This window comes from Nonomuraea sp. NPDC003214, assembly GCF_053590035.1.
Window position 1 is genome coordinate 252,635 of record NZ_JBSFSX010000009.1, and the last position, 21,147, is coordinate 273,781.

The 21,147-nt window shown below is 73.5% G+C and carries 18 protein-coding genes; 14 read left to right on the top strand and 4 right to left on the bottom strand.

The window, feature by feature from the left end:
* The first annotated feature begins 39 nt into the window (after positions 1-39).
* The 7 genes from ACWDXC_RS29090 to ACWDXC_RS29120 all read left to right on the top strand — a co-directional run bounded on the left by ACWDXC_RS29090 (position 40) and on the right by ACWDXC_RS29120 (position 8,599).
* A complete protein-coding gene (locus ACWDXC_RS29090; RefSeq protein ID WP_364171427.1) occupies positions 40-543 on the top strand; it encodes a hypothetical protein in 504 nt (167 codons plus the stop codon).
* Complete coding sequence (locus tag ACWDXC_RS29095; RefSeq protein ID WP_449986902.1) at positions 543-1,943, top strand: hypothetical protein; 1,401 nt, start codon at positions 543-545, stop codon at positions 1,941-1,943. The genes ACWDXC_RS29090 and ACWDXC_RS29095 overlap by 1 nt, the downstream gene beginning before the upstream one ends.
* Positions 1,940-3,241: a vWA domain-containing protein gene (locus tag ACWDXC_RS29100; protein WP_364171431.1), complete on the top strand. Its 1,302-nt coding sequence runs from the start codon at positions 1,940-1,942 to the stop codon at positions 3,239-3,241. Before ACWDXC_RS29095 ends, ACWDXC_RS29100 begins: the two co-directional genes overlap by 4 nt.
* Positions 3,242-3,253: 12 nt before the next feature.
* Complete coding sequence (locus tag ACWDXC_RS29105; protein ID WP_219509826.1) at positions 3,254-4,369, top strand: ATP-binding protein; 1,116 nt, start codon at positions 3,254-3,256, stop codon at positions 4,367-4,369.
* Complete coding sequence (locus ACWDXC_RS29110) at positions 4,366-7,149, top strand: hypothetical protein (protein WP_449986904.1); 2,784 nt, start codon at positions 4,366-4,368, stop codon at positions 7,147-7,149. The genes ACWDXC_RS29105 and ACWDXC_RS29110 overlap by 4 nt, the downstream gene beginning before the upstream one ends.
* Positions 7,150-7,220: 71 nt before the next feature.
* The gene (locus ACWDXC_RS29115) at positions 7,221-7,886 is read left to right on the top strand and encodes a sensor domain-containing protein (protein ID WP_449986906.1); all 666 of its coding nucleotides are present in this window, start codon (positions 7,221-7,223) and stop codon (positions 7,884-7,886) included.
* A gap of 47 nt (positions 7,887-7,933) precedes the next feature.
* Complete coding sequence (locus ACWDXC_RS29120) at positions 7,934-8,599, top strand: AIM24 family protein (RefSeq protein ID WP_308125984.1); 666 nt, start codon at positions 7,934-7,936, stop codon at positions 8,597-8,599.
* Here ACWDXC_RS29120 and ACWDXC_RS29125 read toward each other — a convergent pair.
* Positions 8,596-9,744: an AI-2E family transporter gene (locus ACWDXC_RS29125; RefSeq protein WP_449986907.1), complete on the bottom strand. Its 1,149-nt coding sequence runs from the start codon at positions 9,742-9,744 to the stop codon at positions 8,596-8,598. The genes ACWDXC_RS29120 and ACWDXC_RS29125 overlap by 4 nt on opposite strands.
* A gap of 49 nt (positions 9,745-9,793) precedes the next feature.
* Positions 9,794-11,065, bottom strand: coding sequence for an FAD-binding oxidoreductase (locus tag ACWDXC_RS29130; RefSeq protein WP_375074300.1), 1,272 nt, complete (start codon positions 11,063-11,065; stop codon positions 9,794-9,796).
* A 114-nt stretch (positions 11,066-11,179) separates the two neighbouring features.
* Between ACWDXC_RS29130 and ACWDXC_RS29135 the strand changes: the two genes are divergently transcribed.
* The 3 genes from ACWDXC_RS29135 to ACWDXC_RS29145 are packed head-to-tail and all read left to right on the top strand — an operon-like array spanning position 11,180 to position 16,266.
* Positions 11,180-14,872, top strand: a complete 3,693-nt coding sequence (locus tag ACWDXC_RS29135) for a LuxR C-terminal-related transcriptional regulator (RefSeq protein ID WP_449986908.1) — start codon at positions 11,180-11,182, stop codon at positions 14,870-14,872.
* Positions 14,873-14,881: 9 nt separating this feature from the next.
* Positions 14,882-15,457, top strand: coding sequence for a TetR/AcrR family transcriptional regulator (locus tag ACWDXC_RS29140; protein WP_449986910.1), 576 nt, complete (start codon positions 14,882-14,884; stop codon positions 15,455-15,457).
* Positions 15,458-15,507: 50 nt separating this feature from the next.
* Entirely contained in the window at positions 15,508-16,266 is a 759-nt protein-coding gene (locus tag ACWDXC_RS29145) for an SDR family NAD(P)-dependent oxidoreductase (RefSeq protein WP_449986911.1), read from the top strand.
* 54 nt (positions 16,267-16,320) lie between these two features.
* Here ACWDXC_RS29145 and ACWDXC_RS29150 read toward each other — a convergent pair whose 3' ends face one another.
* Entirely contained in the window at positions 16,321-16,995 is a 675-nt protein-coding gene (locus ACWDXC_RS29150) for a GAP family protein (protein ID WP_449986913.1), read from the bottom strand.
* 202 nt (positions 16,996-17,197) lie between these two features.
* Here ACWDXC_RS29150 and ACWDXC_RS29155 point away from each other — a divergent pair, with 202 nt between their 5' ends.
* From ACWDXC_RS29155 to ACWDXC_RS29170, 4 genes are all read left to right on the top strand, one after another.
* Positions 17,198-17,647: a hypothetical protein gene (locus ACWDXC_RS29155; protein ID WP_449986915.1), complete on the top strand. Its 450-nt coding sequence runs from the start codon at positions 17,198-17,200 to the stop codon at positions 17,645-17,647.
* The gene (locus ACWDXC_RS29160) at positions 17,637-18,902 is read left to right on the top strand and encodes a sensor histidine kinase (protein WP_449986916.1); all 1,266 of its coding nucleotides are present in this window, start codon (positions 17,637-17,639) and stop codon (positions 18,900-18,902) included. Before ACWDXC_RS29155 ends, ACWDXC_RS29160 begins: the two co-directional genes overlap by 11 nt.
* Complete coding sequence (locus ACWDXC_RS29165; protein ID WP_357583278.1) at positions 18,899-19,558, top strand: response regulator transcription factor; 660 nt, start codon at positions 18,899-18,901, stop codon at positions 19,556-19,558. The genes ACWDXC_RS29160 and ACWDXC_RS29165 overlap by 4 nt, the downstream gene beginning before the upstream one ends.
* Before the next feature lie 72 nt (positions 19,559-19,630).
* On the top strand, positions 19,631-20,464 hold the full coding sequence (locus tag ACWDXC_RS29170) for an SAM-dependent methyltransferase (RefSeq protein WP_449986919.1): 834 nt from the start codon (positions 19,631-19,633) through the stop codon (positions 20,462-20,464).
* 6 nt (positions 20,465-20,470) lie between these two features.
* Here the strand turns inward: ACWDXC_RS29170 and ACWDXC_RS29175 are convergent, their stop codons facing one another.
* Positions 20,471-21,034: a hemerythrin domain-containing protein gene (locus tag ACWDXC_RS29175; RefSeq protein ID WP_219508489.1), complete on the bottom strand. Its 564-nt coding sequence runs from the start codon at positions 21,032-21,034 to the stop codon at positions 20,471-20,473.
* Positions 21,035-21,147: the final 113 nt, after the last annotated feature.

Below are 21,147 nucleotides of genomic sequence, written 5' to 3' on the forward strand. Positions count from 1 at the left end.
TCCGGTTCGTTGATCAAGAGCCCTGGAGGTCAGAGGATCGTGAACGCGGACCCAACCGCGTGGGAGCGGCGCAGCGTCACCCTCGTGGTGCCGCCCGTCCAGCCGCGCAAGCTGGCGAAGGTGCCCTTCGTCGAGCTGGCTGACGGACGCCTGCAGGGCGTCGTGTCGAGCGGATCGGACATCGGGCGGGTGTACGTGTCCTTCATCGCCGCCGGAACCCACGACTTCAACTGCAGCACCAACAACAACCGGCCCTGCGGCGGCCTCTACAGCTCGCCGTGCAAGCACCTGAACTCGCTGGTGGCCGAGGCGATCGTGCAGTACGGCGCCGGGCGCGTCGCCCGCTACCTGCGCGTCGACGGCGCCGAGACCGTCGAGACCAGCCACGACCTGATCAGGCGCCTGACCGGCGGGCACGAGCCGGGCTCGGCCGCCGTGGTGTTCAGCCGGTTCCTGCGCCACCTCGGCTACCTGGAGCTGCCGGCCGGCACCGCGCCGCTCGCCGAGATGCACTGGTTCCCCTCGACCGGGGCGGTGCGCTGATGCTGGACGTGCAACTCGGCGCGCTCGACGCCGGCCTGCCCCCGGGCGTCGAGGAGGCCCTCGACCTGGTCTCCGCCTTCGACGAGACGCTGGGCACCGGGCTCGGCCGGCTCAGCGAGCAGGGCGCCCAGGCGATCACCGGGCTGGCCGCCGCCGTGGCCGCGACCCCGCTCGGCGACCGGGCCGTCGAGGCCGCCGACAAGATCGCCACCGGCTCGGTCGCGGGCGACCACCTGACGATGCTGGCCGGGGCGCGTGCCGCGCTGCTCGGCGCCGTCGCCGACGCCCTGCTGGCCCGCCTCGACGAGGCGCTCGGCCGGACCCGCGCCTCCTGGGAGGAGCCCGCCGCCGGCCCGGCCGAAGCTCCGGAGAACCTGCTCGTCGGCTGCCGGTCCTGGCTGCACGAGGTGGCCATCACCGGCTGGCGCGGCGTCGGCCACGACCTCGTCGCCGCCTCCGACCAGGCCATCGAGGCCATGTTCGGCGAGCCCGCGCTGCGCCGGGCCGCCGTGCTGCTCGACGGGCTCGCCGCCGAGCTGCGCGCCTCCAGCCCCGTCGCCACGATGGAGAGGCTGCCGGAACGCCGCTGGGCCGACCTGTGGACCCGCGCCCTGATGCTCACCCAGCCCGGCCGCGCCGGCGCCGACCCCGGCGTCCCGGTGTCCGGGCGGCTGCTCATCCTCGGCGCCGACGTGCACGAGCACGCCACCGCCGTCCAGGTCCAGGTGCACGGCCTGCTGGAGCCGAAGGACGGCGGCACGCCCCGGCTGGTGCGCACCGCGATCTCCGCCACCAAGGTCGACACCGTCGTCGGCCCCGCCGTGTGGGGCGTCCTCCAGGACTACCCGGCGCTGCTCGGCGCGCTGGCCAGGCACCTGTCGCTCGACCTCACCGACATGCCGCTGCTGGCGAGCGGCGACCTGCTGTGGGACGACGCCAAGGCCGCCGCGGGCGAGCTCGCCGCCCCGTTCGCCGTCGCCCGCGTCCAGCTCGCCGGGGCGCTCGCGCCCGCCGGGCCGCCGATCGACCGGCACCCCGTGGCCATCGCCGAGCCGGTGTTCGTCGAGGGCTACAAGGCCGTCAAGGTGGACGAAGGGATCGAGTTCCGGCTCGGCGACCAGGCGATCGCCGTCACCACCGACCGGCTGCCCGGCTGCGGCCCGCTCACGCCCCAGCTCCTGGCCACCTCCACCGCCTGCATCGGCCTGCTGCGCTGGGACGGCCGCTGGCTGCTCCAGCCGCTCGCCGTCCAGTCGACGGTCAAGCGCCAGCAGGTCGCCGTGCACAACGGCGACTGGGCGCTCGGGCCCACCGACCCCAAGGTCGTCAAGTCGCTGGCCAGATCGGGCGACGCGGTGGCCGTACTCCGCGAACGAGCAGGACGGCTGCTGAGGAAATGACCGATACCCGCGCCGAGGAGAACCGGCGCCAGGTGCTGCTGTGGCGGCTGCTGGCCCGCGTGTTCGAGACCGACGAGCAGCCGGCGCTCGAAGCGGCCAGCGTGGCCGCCGTCGACGCGCTCGGGCTGCCGCCCGCGCTGCTCGACCCGTCGGTGTCCGTCGACACGCTGGTGCAGCGCTTCCCCGAGCTGGCCGAGGAGTTCCGCGGCCTGATGGCGCCCGGCGAGGACGACGAGGAGCCGCGCGACCGGGCCCGCACCGCCGCGCTGGCGTCCAAGCTGCTGCTCAACCTGTTCGCCACCGGCAGCGGCGACGTCTCCGCCACCAAACTGGCCGCCTGGCAGCAGGACGCCGGCTGGTTCGAGCAGGCGCTCGGCTGCGAGCCCGGCGAGCTGCGCGCCCAGCCCGGCCGCAACGGGCTCGGCGGAGTGCTCGCCGGCCTCGAAGGCGACCTGGTCAAGCGCATGCGGCTGCGCGAGGTGCTCGCCGACCCGGCGCTGTCGCGGCAGCTCACGCCCAGCATGTCGCTCATCGAGCAACTGCTGCGCGACAAGGACAACCTGTCGGGCGTCGCCCTGGCCAACGCCAAGGCGCTGATCCGCCGCTACGTCGACGAGGTCGCCCAGGTGCTGCGCACCCAGGTGCAGCAGACCAGCGCCGGCACCATCGACCGGTCGGTGCCGCCCAAGCGGGTGTTCCGCAACCTGGACATCGAACGGACGATCTGGAAGAACCTCACCAACTGGAGCCCCGACGACGAGCGGCTCTACGTGGACCGGCTCTTCTACAAGCACACCGCCAAGCGCACGGTCCCGGCCCGCATGATCGTGGTCGTCGACCAGTCGGGCTCGATGGTGGACGCGATGGTCAACTGCACCATCCTGGCCTCCATCTTCGCCGGGCTGCCCAAGGTCGACGTGCACCTGATCGCCTACGACCACCGGGCGCTCGACCTGACGCCGTGGGTGCACGACCCGTTCGAGGTGCTGCTGCGCACCCAGCTCGGCGGCGGCACCAACGGCATGGTCGCGATGAGCCTGGCCCGCCCCAAGATCATGGACCCGCGCAACACCGCGCTGGTGTGGATCTCCGACTTCTACGACAACCGGGACGTGCAGACCGAGTTCGAGTCGCTGCACCGCTCCGGCGTGAAGCTGATCCCCGTCGGGTCCGTCAGCAGCTCCGGACATCAGAGCGTCGACTCCTGGTTCAAGCAGAAGCTGAAGGACCTGGGCACGCCGGTGATCTCCGGCCACATCCGCAAACTCGTGTTCGAGCTCAAGAACTTCCTCAACTAGGAGAATCCCCGAATGACCGACGAGATGCTGCGCGCCCCCGCCGAGGTCAAGTACGCAGAGGAGCTCGACTGGCTGGAGTCGATCGACGACGGCCCCAAGCCGTTCTCCTGGCGGCTCAGCCCGCGCATGGTCCGCCTGTTCGTGCTCGGCTCCGAGCGCTCCGACGGCCTGGACCGGGAGATCGCGCAGAAGTGGTTCGGCGACCGGAGCTTCGTCGAGCGTGCCATCGTCACGCTGGCCTCCGACCGCGGCCTGCTCCTGATCGGCGACCCCGGCACCGGCAAGAGCTGGCTCGCCGAACTGCTCGCCGCCGCCATCTCCCGCAATTCCACGCTGGTCGTGCAGGGCACCGCGGGCACCACCGAGGACCACATCAAGTACTCGTGGAACGTCTCCATGGTGATCGCCAAGGGGCAGTCGCGCGAGTCGATGATCCCCTCGCCGATCATGACGGCGATGGAGCAGGGCGTGATCGGCCGCTTCGAGGAGCTGACCCGCTCCACCAGCGACGTCCAGGACGCGCTCATCTCCATCCTGTCGGAGAAGTACGTGTCCATCCCCGAGCTCGACGACGACAACATCGTCTTCGCCCAGCCCGGCTTCTCCATCATCGCCACCGCCAACAGCCGCGACCGGGGCGTCAACGACCTGTCGTCCGCGCTCAAGCGGCGCTTCAACTTCGTCCGCATCCCCGTCGTGACGAACAAGAAGAGCGAGGCGGAGATCGTCCGCTTCCGCACCACCGAGCTGCTGCGCCGCCACAACATCGACCTGGAGCTGCCGCCCACGCTGCTCGACATCCTGCTGCAGAGCTTCGCCGACCTGCGGGCCGCCGCCGCGTCCGCGCAGAGCGACGACGGCAAGCTGGAGTCGGCGCTGTCCACGGCCGAGCAGATCGGCGTGCTGGAGGACGCGATCCTGCACAGCAACTTCTTCGGCGACCGCACGCTCAGGGCCGAGACGCTGGCCGGCTCGCTCGTCGGGTCGCTGGCCCGGCGCACCCCCGAGGACCTGGCCATCCTCAACAAGTACTGGCACGGGGTCGTCGAGCCGCGCAGCAAGAAGGACGGCGGCGAGTGGCAGGGCTTCCTCGAAGGCGGCCGCCAGGCCATCGCCACCCTGTCATGAGCCTCTTCGGCGCGCTGCGCGAGCAGCTCAACGATGCCGCCGAGACCTTCGCCGGGTCGCCCGGCGCCCTGTCCGAGATCCTCACGGGCATGGTCGACGACGTCGACCGGGCGCTGGGCGAGCGGCTGGAGATCTTCCCGGTGTGCCACCACTCGCCGGCCTCGGCCCTGGCCATGGCCAGGCGGCTGCGCGAGAAGCAGCCGCAGGTCATCTACCTGGAGCTGTGCGAGGACCTGCGGCCGCTCCTCGACGAGCTGCGGACCTGCAAGCTGCCGGTGGCGCTCCAGGCGTTCGCCACCGACCTCGACGGCTTCCCGGAGAGCTGGGGGCCGCTCAGCGTGGTCGCCCCCATCACCGAGGCGTCCGCCGAGTATCAGGCCATCGCCTACGCGCTCGACACGCCCGGCGTGGAGCTGGTGCTGGTCGACCGGTCCTCCGACCACGTCTTCCAGTGGCATCCCCGGGAGGAGCCCGGCAGGCCCGCCGACGAGGCCGGCCTGCACGGCGACGCGGTCGGCGTCGAGATCGGCGACCTGCGGCCCCGCTTCGCCGAGCTGGAGGAGCACCTGCTGCACCACGGCAAGGTCCGCCACTGGTCCGAGTGGTGGGACCAGTACGTGGAGCAGCCGCTGTCCAGTGCGGACTACGACACCTACCGTCAGGTCATGGTGCTGATCGGCAGCCTGTTCAGGCGGCTGCGCCCGCACGACTCGGCCAAGCTCGACCGGGACGAGGACCGCGAGCGGTACATGTGGACGCGCATGCGCGAGCACCTGGCCGCGACCGGCGCCGACCCCGAGCGCTGCCTGTACGTGTGCGGCGCCTTCCACGCGGCCAGCCGGGTGGAGGAGTTCGGCCTGGACGCGACGCGTACGGACTTCGACATCTCCCCGCGGACCGCCACGAACTGGCTGTACGGTCTCATCCCGTCCAGCCACTCGGCCATCGAGGCCCAGTTCGGGCTGGCCCCCGGGTCGGTGTCGATCGCCGCCGCCACGTACGCCAAGGCCGTCACGCGCGGCGGCGTCAAGCCGTACGCGCTCAAGGGGCAGCCGTCGAGCAAGCGGCCCGCCAAGGCGAAGCCCGCCGCGCCCCTGGTGCCCGCCGACCAGCTCACCGGGTTCCTGTCCAGGCCGCCCGAGCGCGACCCGCTCGACGAGGCCGAACTGCTCGGCTGGTGCGTCGACATCGTCCGGCTGGCCCGGCGCAACGGCTACCTGTCCAGCACCGCGGATGCCATCGCCGTGTACGAGACGTCCATCCTGCTCGCCGGGATCCGGGGCAGGGCCAGGCCGACGCCGTACGACTTCCAGGATGCGGCCGTCACCTGCATCGAGAAGGACACCGTGCCCGGCCGCCGGGACGTGCGGCGGCTGTGCGAGATCCTGCTCGGCGGCGACCGGATCGGCGAGGTCGGCTACCAGTCGCTGCCGCCGCTCGCCCAGGACGTGTTCGAACGCCTGGAGCCGCTCGGCTTCGACATGAAGAAGCGGGCCGTGCACCGGGTGCTGCTCGACCTGAACGCCACCCCCGAGCTGCGGCCCTGCTCCCAACTGCTGTGGGTGCTGCGGCGGCTGATGCCCGACGACCACGCCGTGCGGCCCATCATGGGCAGCAAGCAGCTCGGCGAGCGCTCCATCCAGGAGAGCTGGGACGTCGCGCTCGGCCACCACCAGCGCGCGCTCATCGAGCTCGGCTACGAGGGCGTCACCGTCGAGCAGGTGCTGGAGCAGCGGCTGCGGCGCAGCGTGTGGGAGCCGAAGGCGACCGCCGCCGACGCGTTGCAGGCGGTCGAGGAGGCCATCCTGTTCCTGGGCGGCCGGCGCGTCGCCGACGAGCTCGGGGCGCGGGCCGTGGACCTGCTCGCCGCCGAGCGGAGCGTCGACGACGCGCCGGACGTGCTGCGGCGCATCCGGCGGCTGCTGGCCCACTACCGGGCCACCGAGCCGGCGCTGCCTGAGTGGTGCGAGCGGTTCGTGACCACCGGCTACGCGCAGTACTGCACGCTGCTGCCCACGGCGTTCGTGGCCGAGGACGTCGGGGTGCGGCAGGTGGCCGCCATGCTCGGGTTCCTGTCGTCGATGGAGAGCCTGGCGCTGTCGCTGGGCTGCGACCGGGCGCAGCTCGAACTGGCCGTGCGCCAGTCGCATCCGGAGACGCCCGGCAAGATCGCGCTGCTGTGGGCGGCCCAGTTCCAGCTCGGCGTGCTGGCGATCGCCGACCTGCGGGAGCGGTGTGCCGAGCTGCTGGACAACCCGCTGGTGGTGCCGTCGTTCCCGCAGTACCTGAGCGGGTTCGTGCAGGCGCTGGAGGCGGCCCCGGCGCTGACGCCGTTCGTGGTGGAGGTGATCTCCGGTGCGTTCGCCAAGCTGCCCGACCGGGTGCTGCTGCCGTGGCTGCCGACGCTCATTGAGACGCTGCGCAAGGAGGCCCCGGAGCTGGTCCCGATCCTGATCCGGGAGGCCGGGCGCACGTTCCCGGCGACGCTCGCGGCCGTGGACGCCTGGGTGGCGCCGTGGGAGCGGGCGCCCGGCGACGGGCCGGGCGTGCGGGCGGCTCCCGCCGCCGTCGCGGGCGGGCCGGTCGCCGAGCTGCTGGCGGCGCACCCGGCCCCCAGCGACGCCGTGGCGGCGCTGCTCGGCTGCGAGGGCGGCTGGGCGCCGCTCGGCTCCGGCGACGCCGTGCCCGGGGCGGCCCCCGAGGTGGCCGCGCTCCTGGCCCGGCATCCGTCGGCGGCGCACGCGCTGGCAGGCGTGCTGTGCGCGGCCGGTAAGGGGTAGGGACAGCCCTACCCCAAGAGGCCAGCGAGCGGGAGAGTGGCGGCAGGGGTCCGAACCGTACGTTGAGGTACATGACGAACCTCCGCCGCCGCATCGCCGTCGACACCCGCTACGTCCTCACCGGTTTCCCCCTCGCCGTCATCGGCTTCTGCCTGATCGTGACCGGGATCGCGGCCGGGCTGGGCAGCGCCGTCGCCTTCGTCGGCCTGCCGATCCTGGCCGCCACGGCCACGATGGCGCGGCGCTTCGCCGACGTGGAGCGGGCCGCGCTGCCGGAAGTGCTCGGCCGCCCGCTCGCCCGCCCCGAATACCGCGAGGCCCCGGCGTGGGCCGGCTGGTTCCGCCGCACGATGAACCCGGTGCTCAACGCGCAGGCCCCGATGGACCTGCTGTACGCCATCCTGTCCTTCCCGATCGCCATCGTCTCGTTCGTGTTCGCCGTCGTGTGGTGGGCCGGGGCGATCGCGGGCCTGACCTTCCCGGTCTACGGCTGGCTCCTGACCGGTCTGCCCGGCTTCCACGAGGGCGGGCTGCCCGCGCTGCTCGGCTTCGGCACCGACATGGCGACCCACATCACCTTCAACGTCATCGTGGGCGTGCTGTTCGCGCTGACGCTGGTGCCGGTGCTGCGCGGCGCCGCGCTGGTCAAGGCCACGCTCGCCCAGGCGATGCTCACCCGTCCCGCCTACGCCCCCCGTTCCGGCCTCCGGCACGCCGCCCACGTGGGCGTGTCCTGACCCCATATCGTGGGACTCAACGGACATCCATCTCGAAAGGGGCGAGCGTGCGCAGCGCATTCTTCGGCAACATGGACCCCCAGCAGCTCCCACCGGGCTTCGCCCTGCAGAACTCCAAGATGCTGCGCGTCCAGCTTCCCGAAGTGCTGGCCAAGCAGGGCTCGATGGTCGCCTTCCAAGGGCAGATGGACTTCGACTACGAAGGGTCCGGCAGCCTCGGCAAGCTGTTCAAGAAGGCCATGACGGGTGAGGGCGCCTCGCTCATGCGGGTGCGCGGGCAGGGCAACCTCTACCTGGCCGACAACGCCGACGACATCCACCTGTTCTTCCTGGAGAACGAGGGCCTGACCGTCAACGGCCGCAACCTGCTCGCCTTCCAGCCGCAGCTCGCCTGGGACATCCAGCGGGTGCAGGGGGCCGGCATGGCGGCCGGCGGCCTGTTCAACACCACGCTCAACGGCACCGGCTGGGTCGCCGTCACCACCCACGGCACGCCGGTCGTGCTCGACGCCGCCGCCATGCCGACGTACGCCGACGGGCAGTCGGCCGTGTGCTGGAGCACGTCGCTCAAGGTGGGCGTCAACCGCACGTTCAAGGCCGGCGCGCTGATCGGCCGGGGCAGCGGCGAGGCCATGCAGCTCGCCTTCCAGGGACAGGGGTTCGTCCTGGTCCAGGCGAGCGAGGGCCCGCCGGTGGTGCAGGCCAAGGGCTAGTGGCTCTCCTGCCGGGGGAGCACCACCTCGGCCAGGATGAGCTGGATGGCGGCGGCCACCGGGATGGCGAGCAGCGCGCCGACGATGCCGAGCAGCGCGCCGCCGATCAGCGCCGCCACGATCGTGGCGGCTGCCGGGACGTCCACGGACGTCTTCATCACGCGCGGCGCGATCAGGTAGTTCTCCACCTGCTGGTAGGCGATGAAGAACACCAGACAGGCGATCCCCACCGGCATCGACACGAAGAAGCCGACGATCGAGGCGACCCCGGCGCCGATGGCCGCGCCGATCAGCGGGACCAGGTCCGTCACGGCCACGATGATCGCCAGCGGCAGCGCGTACGGCACCCCGGCGATCGACAGGAACAGGAACGACGTGACGCCCGCGATCAGCGAGATGATCAGGTTGCCCGCGACGTACCCGCCGACCCGCCGCAGCACCTCGTCGCCCAGCAGCCGCACCCGCTCGCGGCGGCTCTTCGGCACCAGCCGGTAGCCGAGCCCGGTGATCGAGCGCAGTGACGCCAGGAAGTACAGGGTCAGGATCAGCACCGTGAGCGCCGAGAACAGGACGCTCACCACGACGCCCGCCGCGCCCAGCAGCCCGCTGAACACCTGCGTGCCCATGTTGCCGCTGAGCAGGTAGTCCTGCGCCCGCTCCAGCAGCCCGAACCGCTGGTCCAGCTCACGGACGCCCGGGTTGGCGAGAAGCTGCTCGATGTAGGCGGGCAACTGCTCGACGAACTGGCCCGTCTGCTGCGACAGCGCGGGCACCACCGCCACGCCGAACAGCACGAAGAACCCGATCACCGCCGCGAACACCATCCCGATCGCCGCGCCGCGCCGCAGCCCGCGCTCCTCCAGCCGGCGCACCGCCGGGTTCAGCCCGACGGCCAGGAACAGCGACACCACGATCAGGATCAACGCCGACGCCGTCACGGTCAGCGCCTGCACCAGCAGCCAGGCCGACAGCACGCCCAGCGCCGCCGTGAACCCGAACATGAACGGGCTCCCGCTCACCGGCCGGCCCGGCTTGCCGAACGGGGCCTTCTCACCGCGCCGCGCGGCCGGGACGCGCGGCGCGAAGCCCTCGACCCGCACCGCGCGTCCGTCGGGCTGCGCGTGCTCTTGCGTGGGGTTCGTCACGAGGGGATCTCCTAGGGCGGGACCCGTCCTCTGCCCCCAGCGAGCGTGTTCAGCCCTGCGGAACGATGTTGTGGTTGAGCCGGAACACGTTGCCCGGGTCGTAACACCGCTTCACGGCCGCCAGCCGCCGATAGTCCGTTTCCGTGTACGCGTCCCGCACCCGGGTGCTGTCGGCCAGGAAGTTCAGGAACGTCCCGCCGATGCCGTGCTGCCCCAGCCTCTCCCCGAGACCCGGCAGCGCCTGGTCCACGATGATCGAGAACGGCAGCCCGCGATGGCCGACCGGCCCCGCGTCCGGCCCCGCCTGGGCCATCGCGCCGCCCCAGTGCCGCAGCTCCACCGTCGCCTCCCGGCCCGTCTCCACCAGCGCGCCGATCAGCTCGTCCGGCAGCGACGGGAACAGGTCCAGGTAGCGCGCGGGCGTCCCGCCCATCGCCGCCCGCGCGTACGGCACCGGCCGCACGCCGTCCGCCAGCGCCGGACCGGCCGCCTCCCACAGCGGGCGCAGCACCTGCCGCCCCCGCTCCGCCGGGCCCGCGTACATGGCCTTGATCCCGACCGCCCGGCCGCCGTCGGGCCCCTTGGTGAGCATGATCGCCGTGCTCACCTCGTCCGGCGCCGACGCCGCCCAGTCGCGGTAACGGGCCAGCGTCTCCCCGGCCCGCTCGTACGGGAAGAACGCGATGCCCGCGAACACCTCAGCCACCGGATACAGGCGGAACTCCAGCGACGTCACCATCCCGAAGTTGCCGCCGCCGCCCCGCAGCGCCCAGAACAGGTCGGCGTCCCGGTGCGCGTCCGCCGTGACGATCCGGGCGTCGGCCGTGACCACCTCGGCGCTCAGCACACTGTCGGCCGCGAACCCGTACCGGCGCGACAGCCACCCGACGCCGCCCCCGAGCGTGAAGCCCGTGACGCCGACGTCCGGCGACGAGCCCGACAGCGGCGCCAGCCCGTACGGCGCGGCAGCCGCCAGGACCTGACCCCAGCGGGCGCCCGGCCCGACCCGCGCCACCCGCCTGACCGGATCGATCTCCACCCGGTCCAGCGCCGTCGTCCGCAGCAGGATGCCGCCGTCCGACGGGACGTGCGTGCCGTGACCCGTCGCCTGCACCGCCAGCGGCAGGCCCAGCTCGCCCGCCGCCGCCACCGCCGCCCGCACGTCCTCCCGCCCCGACGCCTCCGCGACCAGCACAGGCCGCGCGTCGACGGCCGGGCTGAGCGCCGCGCGCCCCCGCTCGTACCCCTCGCCACCCGGCCGGTGCACGGCTCCACGGAAGCCGGCGATCCCGTACGTCCTGTCCGCGAGCTGCTGCACCATGTCCCTGACCTCCTGTTTCCCGACTGCCTCCAGCCTCCCGCCGGGCACCCCCCGAACACATCCGTAGTCACCACGGATTCACCACGGAAAGTCCTGATAGGCGATGATGTGGACGTGACGGTGTCAGGTCCGGGCGGGGTGTCGAGGCGCGAGGCGGAAGTCCTCGAGGCGCTCGGCGCGCGGCTCACGAACGCGCAGATCGCCGGCCGGCTCCACATCTCCATCCGCACCGTCGAAAGCCACGTCTCGTCGCTGCTGCGCAAGTACGGCGTCACCGACCGGCAGGAGCTGGCCGCGCTCGCCGTCCCCGCCGGTGAGCTGGCCGGGCTGCCCGTCACCCGCACCTCGTTCGTCGGCAGGCAGGCCGAGCAGGAGGCGATCAGCGCCGCGTTCGCCGCCTCCCGCCTCGTGACCCTCGCCGGGCCCGGCGGCGTCGGCAAGACCCGCCTCGCCGTGGCCGTGGCCGGCGCCCTCGGCCACGGCGGGGCCTACACCGACCTCGTCCCCGTCCGCGACGGCTTCGTCACCGAAGCCGTCGCCGCCGCCCTCGGCGTCTCCGAGCAGCCGCAACAGCCCCTGGCCGACGCCGTCACCGACCGGCTCGGCACCACACCCGCCCTGCTCGTCCTCGACAACTGCGAACACCTGCTCGACGAGGTCGCCGGCTTCGTCGACCGGCTCCTCGCCCGCTGCCCCGGCGTCCGCGTCCTCACCACCAGCCGCGAACGCCTCGGCATGCCCGGCGAACGCGTCATCGCCGTCGAACCCCTGCCCGCCGGCACCGACGCGGTCACCCTCTTCCACGACCGCGCCGCCGCCGCCGGACAGGACGCCCTCGACCCGGCCACCGTCGAGACCATCTGCGCCCGGCTCGACGGACTTCCCCTCGCCGTCGAACTCGCCGCCGCCCGCAGCGCCGCCCTCGGCGCCGAAGGACTGCTCGCCGCCCTCGACGACCACCTCCGCCTGCTCGCCGGCGGGCGCGGAGCCGACCAGCGGCACCGTTCGCTCCGCGCCGTCCTCGCCTGGAGCCACAACCTCCTCGCGGACCCTGAACGCGCCCTCCTGCGCCGCCTGTCCGCCTTCACCGGCGCCTTCGACCTCCCCGCCGCCGTCGCGGTCACCGGCGAGGACCGCGTCCACGTCGCCGACCTCCTCGGCCGCCTCGTGGACAAGAGCCTCCTCCAGCGCGGGGCCGGCCGCTGGTGGCTCCTGGAGACCGTCCGCGCCTTCGCCGCCGAACACCTCGCCGCCGCCGGCGAAACCCCCGCCACCCACGCCCGCCACCTCACCTGGGCCGCCACCACCGCCGAATCCCTGACCGCCCGCCTCCTGCCCCCCGCCGACGCCCCCGCCCCGACCCCCGCCCCCATCCCCGCCTGGATGACCGGCGGCGCGGGCTCCCGTCCGGGGGAGGCGGTCCGGCCATCACCCCACCTGGGAGAGGCCCCCGCCGGGACGGCCGGCGGCGCGCCTACGGGCTCCCTTCGGGGGGACGCCCCGGTCGGGGCGGCCGGTGGCGCGCCTGCGGGCCCCCTTCGGGAGAAGGCCCCCGCCGGGACGGCCGGTGGCGCGCTTGCCCGTCCGGGGGAGGCCCGCCCGGAGGGGGCGCCCGCGTGGGCCGCCGTTCCCGTGGAAGGCGGGCGCGCCGGGGCGGCACGGGCCGGGGTGGCGTGGTGGGCGGAGTTCGACGCCGTGGCCGACGATCTGCGGGCGGCGCTGGCCAGGGCCCAGCCGGGGGAGATGGCGCACCGGCTGGCCAGGGCGCTGGGGCGGCTCGCGTACGGGCGGCGCTTCCTGCGGGAGGCCATCGCCCACTTCCGCCACGCCGCCACGCTGGCCTTGACCCGGCACGATCCCGCAGAACCGCACCCCACCCCGGGGCAGGCCGCGGCGAACGCCCGGGACGCGGCGGCAGACCTGGGCGCCGCCGCCGAGTGCGCGCTGGCCTTCGCCGACTCGGCGCTGGCGTACGAGCTGCACCTGGCCGCCGCCGAGCACGCCCGTCAGGCGGGCGACGGCGACGCCCGCGCGATCGCGCTGGCCAGGGCCGCGGTGATCGCGAGCCGCCACCCGGGCTTCGGCACCGGCCTCACCGTCACCCCCGCCCAGCTCCACGCCCTCGCCGAGGAAGCCGCCACCGCCGGCGACCCGGCCAACCCGTACGTGACGGCCCACGTAGCAGCCGCCTACGCCTGGACCACCCACCCCCTGACCCCCCACCCCCCTTCAACGGACCCCACACAGCCCACCCCTCCGGAAGGCCAGGCGCACCCGGACAGTTCCACCGCGTCTTCGGCGGGGGTCGCAGGTTCCGCTGCCCCTCCGGCAGACCAGACGCACCCGGCTGGCTCCCCCGCCCCTCCCGCCGGGGCTGCGCGGCCCGCCGCTTCTGCCGCGCCTCCGGTGGACCAGGCGCCGCCCGGCAGCTCCACTACGCCTTCGGCGGGCACCGCGCGGCCCGCTGCCCTTCCGGCGGGGCAGGCGCACCTGGGCAGCTCGGTCGCTCCATCGGAGGGGCCCGCGGATTCCGCCGCCGCTCCTCCGACGGGCCAGACGCAGCCGGGCAGCCCCGCCGCTTCCCAGGTGGAGCTTGAGCAGCCCGTTACCCCAGGCACCCTTCCGGTGGGCGGGGAGCCGCCCGGTGCCTCCGTTGCGCCTCGGGAGCAGCGGAGGCGGGTTCTGGGGGAGGGCGGGTCGTTGGCGCGGTGGGCGTTGGGGGCGGCTGAGGCTGTCGGGGATGCGGTGCTGGTGAGCGGGGCGATGGACGGGGTGGTGCTGGAGGCGGCCGGGGAGGGGCGGCTGCGGGAGGCGTACGGGACGGCCAGGGAGCGGCTCGTGCTGCGGGCGGCGATGGACCCCTACGATCCGCGTTCGGGCATCGAGATCGTCGACTCCCTGCACACGGCCTCGGTCTACGCCGTGGCCGTGGGCGATCTGCCTGGGGCGTTGGAGATCGCGGAGGAGGCGATGCGTGATGACGTCACCGGTGGCCATCCGGCGTTGGCGAGGAGCCGGCTCATCGCGCCGCTGGTGTTGACCGGGGCGTTCCGGGAGGCGCTGGCCCTGGGCGTGGAGATGTGGGAGAGCCAGGCGCGGATGGAGACGCCGCCGGGCCGGTGGATGGCTCCGGCGTTGGCGTGGATGGGGCTGGCCTGCGATCTGCTGGGAGACTCGGCGGCGGCGCAGGGGTGGTATGGCCGGGCGGAGGCGGTCGGCGGGACGAGGCTGGTGGCGTTGTTCGCGTTCATCGACGCGCGTACGGCCACGGATCGGATCGCCGACGGCGAGGGCGCTGACCGGGTGGGTGGGGCGCTGGCCGAGGCGGATCTCGGCGGGCGGGCCGGGGGGATGTTCGCCGGGTACGCCGTGGCGGCGCGGGCGGAGCTGGCCGTGGTGGCGGGCCGGGCGGATGCGGCGGAGTGGCTGGCGGCCGCGGAGCCGGTGGGGCGGGAGAACGCCTGGGCGGCGGCCTGCCTGGCACGGGCCCAGGGCCGGCTGGCGGCCCGGTCGGACGGAGCGGCCGGATCGGGCGGAGCGAGCGGTCAGGGCGGGTCTGGCGGCCAAGGCGGATCCGGTGGGTCCAGCGGGTCCGGCGGCCAAGGCGGATCCGGTAGTCAGGGTGCGCCCGGTGGGTCTGGGGCTGGGGTGGAGGCGTTGGAGCGGGCGGTGGCTGGTTGGGAGGGCGTCGGGGCGCGGTACGAGCGGGCGCGGACGCTGCTTCTGGTGCCGGGCCGGGAGGCCGAGGGCAGGGACGAGCTGGCCGCAATGGGCGTTATGTTGACCGATCGTTCTCGAAAGGCATAGGGTCGGGGCATGGCGAGGGCGAAGGAGTTCGATCCGGAGGTCGCGTTGCGGCGCGCGCAGGAGCTGTTCTGGGAGCGCGGCTACGAGGCGACGTCGATGGCGGATCTGGTCGAGCACCTGGGCGTCGCGCGGGCGAGCATCTATGCCACGTTCGGCGGCAAGCACGAGCTCTACCTCAAGGCCCTGGGCCGCTATCTGCGGACGCAGGACCCGAGCATCACCGACGCGCTGTCGCAGCCCGGCCCGGTGCTGCCGGCGCTGCGGGAGCTGATCTGGTCGTACGCGGAGGACTCGGCCGAGGGGCACCTGGGCTGCATGGTGGTCAACACGGCCGTGGAGCTGGCGGCGCGCGATCCGGAGGCGGGGCGGTTCGTGGAGTCGAGCTGGCGGCACCTGGAGTCGACGCTGACGTCGGCGCTGGTTCGGGCCAGGGCGCAGGGCGAGCTGTCGGCCGACCGGGACCCGCAGGCGCTGGCCAGGCTGCTGCTGGTGCTTCTGCAGGGGATGCGCGTGCTGGGCCGCACCGAGGGCAACGGTGACCGGTTGCGTGACGCGGCCCGCCAGGCTCTGGTCCTGCTCGGGTGACGAACCCATGCCTTCTTTAAAAACCGATCATTCTGATAGGAATTTGCATCATGACGCGATTCGACGGCAAGATCGTTCTCATCACCGGCGGCGCCGGGGCCATCGCCGGAGTCACGGCGCGGGCGTTCGCGGCGGAGGGCGCCACGGTGGTGCTCGCCGGGCGTGACGCGGCCAGGCTGACCGAGGCGGCCAAGCGCGTCCAGGCCGAGGGCGGCCGGGCCGACTGGGTGACCGCCGACGTGACCAGCGCCGACGACGCCGCCCGCATGGTCGCCACCACCGTCGAGCGCCACGGCGGCCTGGACGTGGCCTTCAACAACGCGGGCGTGCTCGGCGCGGTGGGCCCGCTCGCCGACGTGGACCCCGCCGCGTGGTCGTCGCTCATGGACGCCAACGTGACCGGCGTGTTCCTGTCGATGAAGGCCGAGATCGCGCACATGCGGGCGCACGGCGGCGGCGCGATCGTCAACATGGCCTCCAACATCGGCGCCCACCGCAGGCTGCCCGGCCTGGGCGCGTACGCCGTGTCGAAGGCCGCCGTGAGCGCGCTCAGCCGGGCCGCCGCGCTGGACCACGCCGCCGACGGCGTCCGGGTCAACGCGATCAGCCCCGGCCCGGTCGACACCCCCATGAGCATGCGGCCCGGCGAGACCGCCGAGGACCGCGACGCCCGGATGGCCGCGCAGCTCCCTATCGGCCGGGTCGGCCGGACGGAGGAGATCGCCGCGGCGGTGCTGTGGCTGGCCGCGCCCGAGTCGGCGTTCGTGCTGGGCCACGACCTGGTCGCCGATGGCGGCGCGAGTGCCTGACCAGGCGAAGGACGGACGGCGGCGCGAGGGCCTGACCAGGCGAAGGATGGACGGCTAGGCGAAGAACAGCGGAACGGCGGCGTCCCTGGCCAGCAGGAAGCCGGCGATGGCCAGGGTCCAGCTCACCATCGAGGCCGAGTGCTTGGCCAGCCACGCCCGCAGCCGCTCCAGCTTCGGCTCCAGCCACTCGCCGGCCGCCGTGCGCAGGGCGAGCAGCACCAGCGTCGGCACGATCATGACCAGCACGTACGCGGCGAGCAGCGGCACCCACACGCCCGGCGGCAGCTCGGCGGTGGTCATGATCCCGACGGCGGCGAGGTAGGGCAGCATGGTGGCCACCTCCAGCAGTCCGGCGGTCAGCGCCAGCATCACCATCGTGCGCGGCCCGCCGGCCCGGGGCTCGAAGCGGCGCTCCGGCTTGCCGAGCTTGGCCCGGCGTTTCGGGTCGAACCGGAAGCTCAGCGCGAACAGCCCCACCCCGAGCGCGAACTGCGCCCAATGGGCCGCCTGGCTCTCCAGCGCCTGCCCGAAGTTGTCCACAACTGTGGACAGACCGAGCATGAGCCCGACGCCCACCAGGAAGTAGAACCCGACCACGGTCACCAGGTAGATCAGCAGCCGTGACGTCCGCGTGGTCAGCAGCAGGTAGACCGGGATGCCCAGGGTGCCGAAGCTGGTGCTGTCGACCAGTGCCAGCGCGGCCAGGGTGAGCATCAGTCCGATCGTCATCCCCCGATCCTCCCGCCTGGCGCGACCGGCCACATCCTGCGCCCGACCGACCCGGGCGTACATCCTTCGACCGACCCGCGACGTACGGCGAAGCGGGACGGATACGTACAGACGCGTAGGCGAAAGGGGTCGCGAGACCGATGTCCCGGACCCCGCCCCGGACCTAGCCTCGAATCCTCCTACCAGGAAGGATCCGGTCGAGATGAGTGCCAAGGGTCTGGGGCTTCCGCTGGTCGCCGTCGTCGGGCTGGCCGCGCTCGGCGTGCCCCGGGTGGTCGCGCACGACCTGCGGCTGGTCGGCCCGTCCGTCAACGCGCTGCTGGTGTTCGTGCCGATCGCCGTCTGGCTGGCGGTCGTGCTGTGGAAACGGGTGCCCAACGCGTTCATGACGCTGCTGGCGATCGGCGCGGCCTATGGTGTGCTGCTGGGACTCACCCACCAGGTGCTGTGGGCCGAGTCGTTCGGCGGTGATCCGCCCTCGCTCGGCGGCAACCTGGCGGGCGCGCTGTCACCGGCGGTCGAGGGGCTGCTGCTGCGGGTATTCGCGTTCGGCAGCAGCCTGATGACCGGGCTGGCGGTCGGGGCCGCGGTGGGCGCGGTCGGCTGGGTGCTGTCGCGGCTGGTGCCGGGGCTGCGGCCGGGTGACGACTAGGGCGGAGGAGGCGGTGACGATCCGGGGCGAGCGACGGCAGCAGGCGGCCGACCTGGGGTTGGCCATGGTGGTGCTCGTCGTGGTCGGCACCGCGATCAGCGCCAACGTGGGCTCGGCGGGGGCGGAGCCGCCCGTGGCCGCCTACGGGTTCGGGCTGCTGCTGAGCGGGCTGATGTTCGTGCGCCGCCGCTGGCCGGTGGCGACGCTCGTCGTCACGGCCGCCGCCCTGCTGGTCTACTACCTGCTGTCCTATCCGCCGGTCGGGCTGGCCGTGCCGGTGGCGGCGGCCCTCTATTCGGCGGCCGAGCAGGGCAAGCTCCGGTGGGCCGTCGGCACGGCCGTCGCGCTGCTGGTGATCTCCACGACCGCGCGCACCGCCCACGGCGACGACCCCGCCTATCTGTACGGGTTCGAGCTCGCCACGTCGGTGGGCCTGATGGCCGCGGTGATCGCGCTGGGCGACACCGTGCGGTCACGGCGCGGCTGGCGGGCCGAGCTCGACAAGCAGGCCCGCGCGGCGCGGGCCGAACGCGAGCGGGAGGCCGCCCGCCGGGTCGGCGAGGAGCGGCTGCGGATCGCCCGCGACCTGCACGACCTGCTGGGCCACACGATCTCCGTCATCTCGCTGCACACCGACGTGGCCCGCGAGGCGCTGCGCGACGACCCCGACGCCGCCGAACGCTCGCTGGCGGTGGTCCGCGACGCCTGCGGCGACGTGGTCGCCGAGCTGCGCGCCTCGCTGCGCGCACTGCGCGAGCCGCCGCTCGCCGACGAGGGCCGGCTGACTCCGATGCGGGGGCTCGGCGATCAGGGCCGGCTGGCTCCGGTGCCGGGGCTCGACCGGCTGGACGAGCTGGCGCGGCCGGCGCGCGAGGCCGGGCTGGAGGTCGGGGTCAGCGTGCGCGGCACGCCGGTGCCGCTGCCCGCCGTCGCCGACGCGACCGCCTACCGCGTGGTCCAGGAGGCGCTTGTCAACGTGCTCAAGCACGCCGAGGCCCACCGGGTGGAGATCGAGCTCGCGTACGGGGAGGAGGCCCTGGTCGTCAGGGTGGCCGACGACGGAAAAGGCGGCCCCGCCGAGCGCGAGGGCGAGGGCGAGGGCGGACCCGGCGAGGGTGAGAGGCTGGACGGCGGGTGGGGGATCATGGGGATGCGCGAGCGGGTGGGGCTGCTGGGCGGCACCCTGCGGGTGGGCTCGCGGCCGTCGGAGGGGTTCGAGGTGGAGGCGCGCGTGCCGTACGGGGACCGGACGTGATCCGCGTCGTCCTGGTCGACGACCAGCACCTGGTGCGCGAGGGGCTGCGTGCCCTGCTCGACCGGGCCGGCGACATCACCGTGGTCGGCCACGCCAGCACCGGGCCCGAGGGCGTCGCGGTGACCGTCCGGGAGAAGCCGGACGTGGTGCTCATGGACATCCGCATGCCCGGCGGCGACGGGCTGGAGGCGACCAGGCGCATCATCGCCGACCCTGAGCTGCGCCGGGTCCAGGTGATCGTGCTGACCACGTTCGACACCGACGAGAACGTGCTCGACGCCGTGCGCGCGGGCGCGGCCGGGTTCCTGCTGAAGGACAGCACGCCGGAGCAGTTGCGCGAGGCGGTGCGGGTGGTCGCGGCCGGTGAGGCGCTGCTGTCGCCGGGCGTGACCCGGAGGGTGATGCGGGCGGCGGCGGCCGGCAGCCCGCCCCTGGAGACCGGCCGCCTCGACGCGCTCACCGAGCGGGAGCGCGAGGTGCTGGCCGAGGTGGGCCGGGGCCGCTCCAACGACGACATCGCCCGGGTGCTGTCGATGAGCCCGGCCACCGCCCGGACGCACGTCAGCCGCCTGCTGGGCAAGCTCGCGGCCCGCGACCGGTCGCAGCTCGTGGTGATCGCGTACGAGACCGGGCTGGTCGTGCCCGGCCGGGATTAGCCCGTCGAGGCGGGCCGGGCGAAAGGTTATGATCACGCACATCGCCCCCTGGGCCTCCGAAGGAGCCCGCCAGTGCCCGAGAACGAGCAGGAGCGCGCGCCACAAGGGATCGACATCACCAGGCCGAGCGTCTCCCGCGTCTACGATTTCATGCTCGGCGGCAAGGACAACTACGAGATCGACCGGCACGTGGCGCAACTGGCGTTGAAGGTCGCGCCTGACGCCCCCGAGGCCGCCCGGTCCAACCGGCAGTTCCTGCGGCGCACGGTCCGCCATCTGGCGGGCGAGGCCGGCATCCGCCAGTTTCTCGACATCGGCTCCGGGCTGCCGACCCAGGGCAACGTGCACGAGGTCGCCCAGGCGATCACGCCCGGCGCCCGCGTCGTCTACGTGGACCACGACCCGATCGTGCTCGTGCACGGCCGGGCGCTGCTGGCCGTGGACGCCAGCACGACCGTGATCGAGGCCGACATCCGTGAGCCCGAGGCCATCCTGGCGCACCCCGACGTCCGGGGGCTGATCGACTTCACCCGGCCGGTGGGGCTGCTGCTGTTCGGCATCCTGCACCATCTGGCCGACGACGAGGACCCGGGCGGCATCGTCGCCCGGCTGATGGCGGCCCTGGCGCCGGGCAGCCATCTCGCGATCTCCCACTTCCACAATCCGGGCCGGGCCCACCCCGAGGTGGCGGAGCAGGCGCGCTCGGCCGAGAAGATCTTCAACGAGACGCTCGGCACCGGCCGGTGGCGCACCAGGGAGGAGATCCTCGCCTACTTCGACGGCCTCGAACTGCTGGACCCCGGCCTGGTCCCGCTGCCGGAGTGGCGGCCCGACGGGCGGGACGAACAGGCCGAGCTGGGCATCACGTACCACACCTTCGTCGGCGCGGTGGCGCGCAAGCCGTGACCGCGGTCAGGGGCGCTTGCCCATCGCCTGGCGGATGACGTCGCGCGCCCGGTCCATCATCGCGACCGGCGTGCCCATGAGCAGGTTCTTGGTCGCCGACTCGGTGCCGGGGTGCGGGTGCGTCGGCGCCATCGCCTCGGCGGCCCGGAGCCCGGCGCCCAGGGCGCGCCGCTCGGCCTCGCTGGTGCGGGCGCGGAACTCGGCGAACTCGTAGCGCTCCTCGCTGCGCGCGTGCGCCTCGACGGCGGCGCGCAGCACCAGGAGGTTCTCCATGAAGTCGGGCGCGTCCGGCCCGGCCTTGTCCATCTGCTGGAGGAGCTTCTTGGCCTGGTTCTCCTCGGCCAGGCGATCGTCGACGATGCCGTCACCGCCGTCGATCTTGCGGCGGGCGTACGGGTGGACGATCTCCTCCTCGGCCGTCTCGTGCACGGCCAGCAGCCGAACCAGGCGCGTGAACGCCTCGCCACGCTGCCCGGCGGGAGCCTGCTCGACCTCGTCGAACAGGTTTCTGATCATCCCGTGCTGGGCCAGCAGCAGTTCGATGACGTCGGTCTCGGTATCGGTCGCCATGGGTGGATCTCCTCTCGAATACGGCGGCTGCCTACCCTCGGACGCGCTGGTCACGCCTCGCGTGGCCAACCGCAGGCCGTCCCCAGGCGTGGCGCGGAGATTGTCCGAAGTGC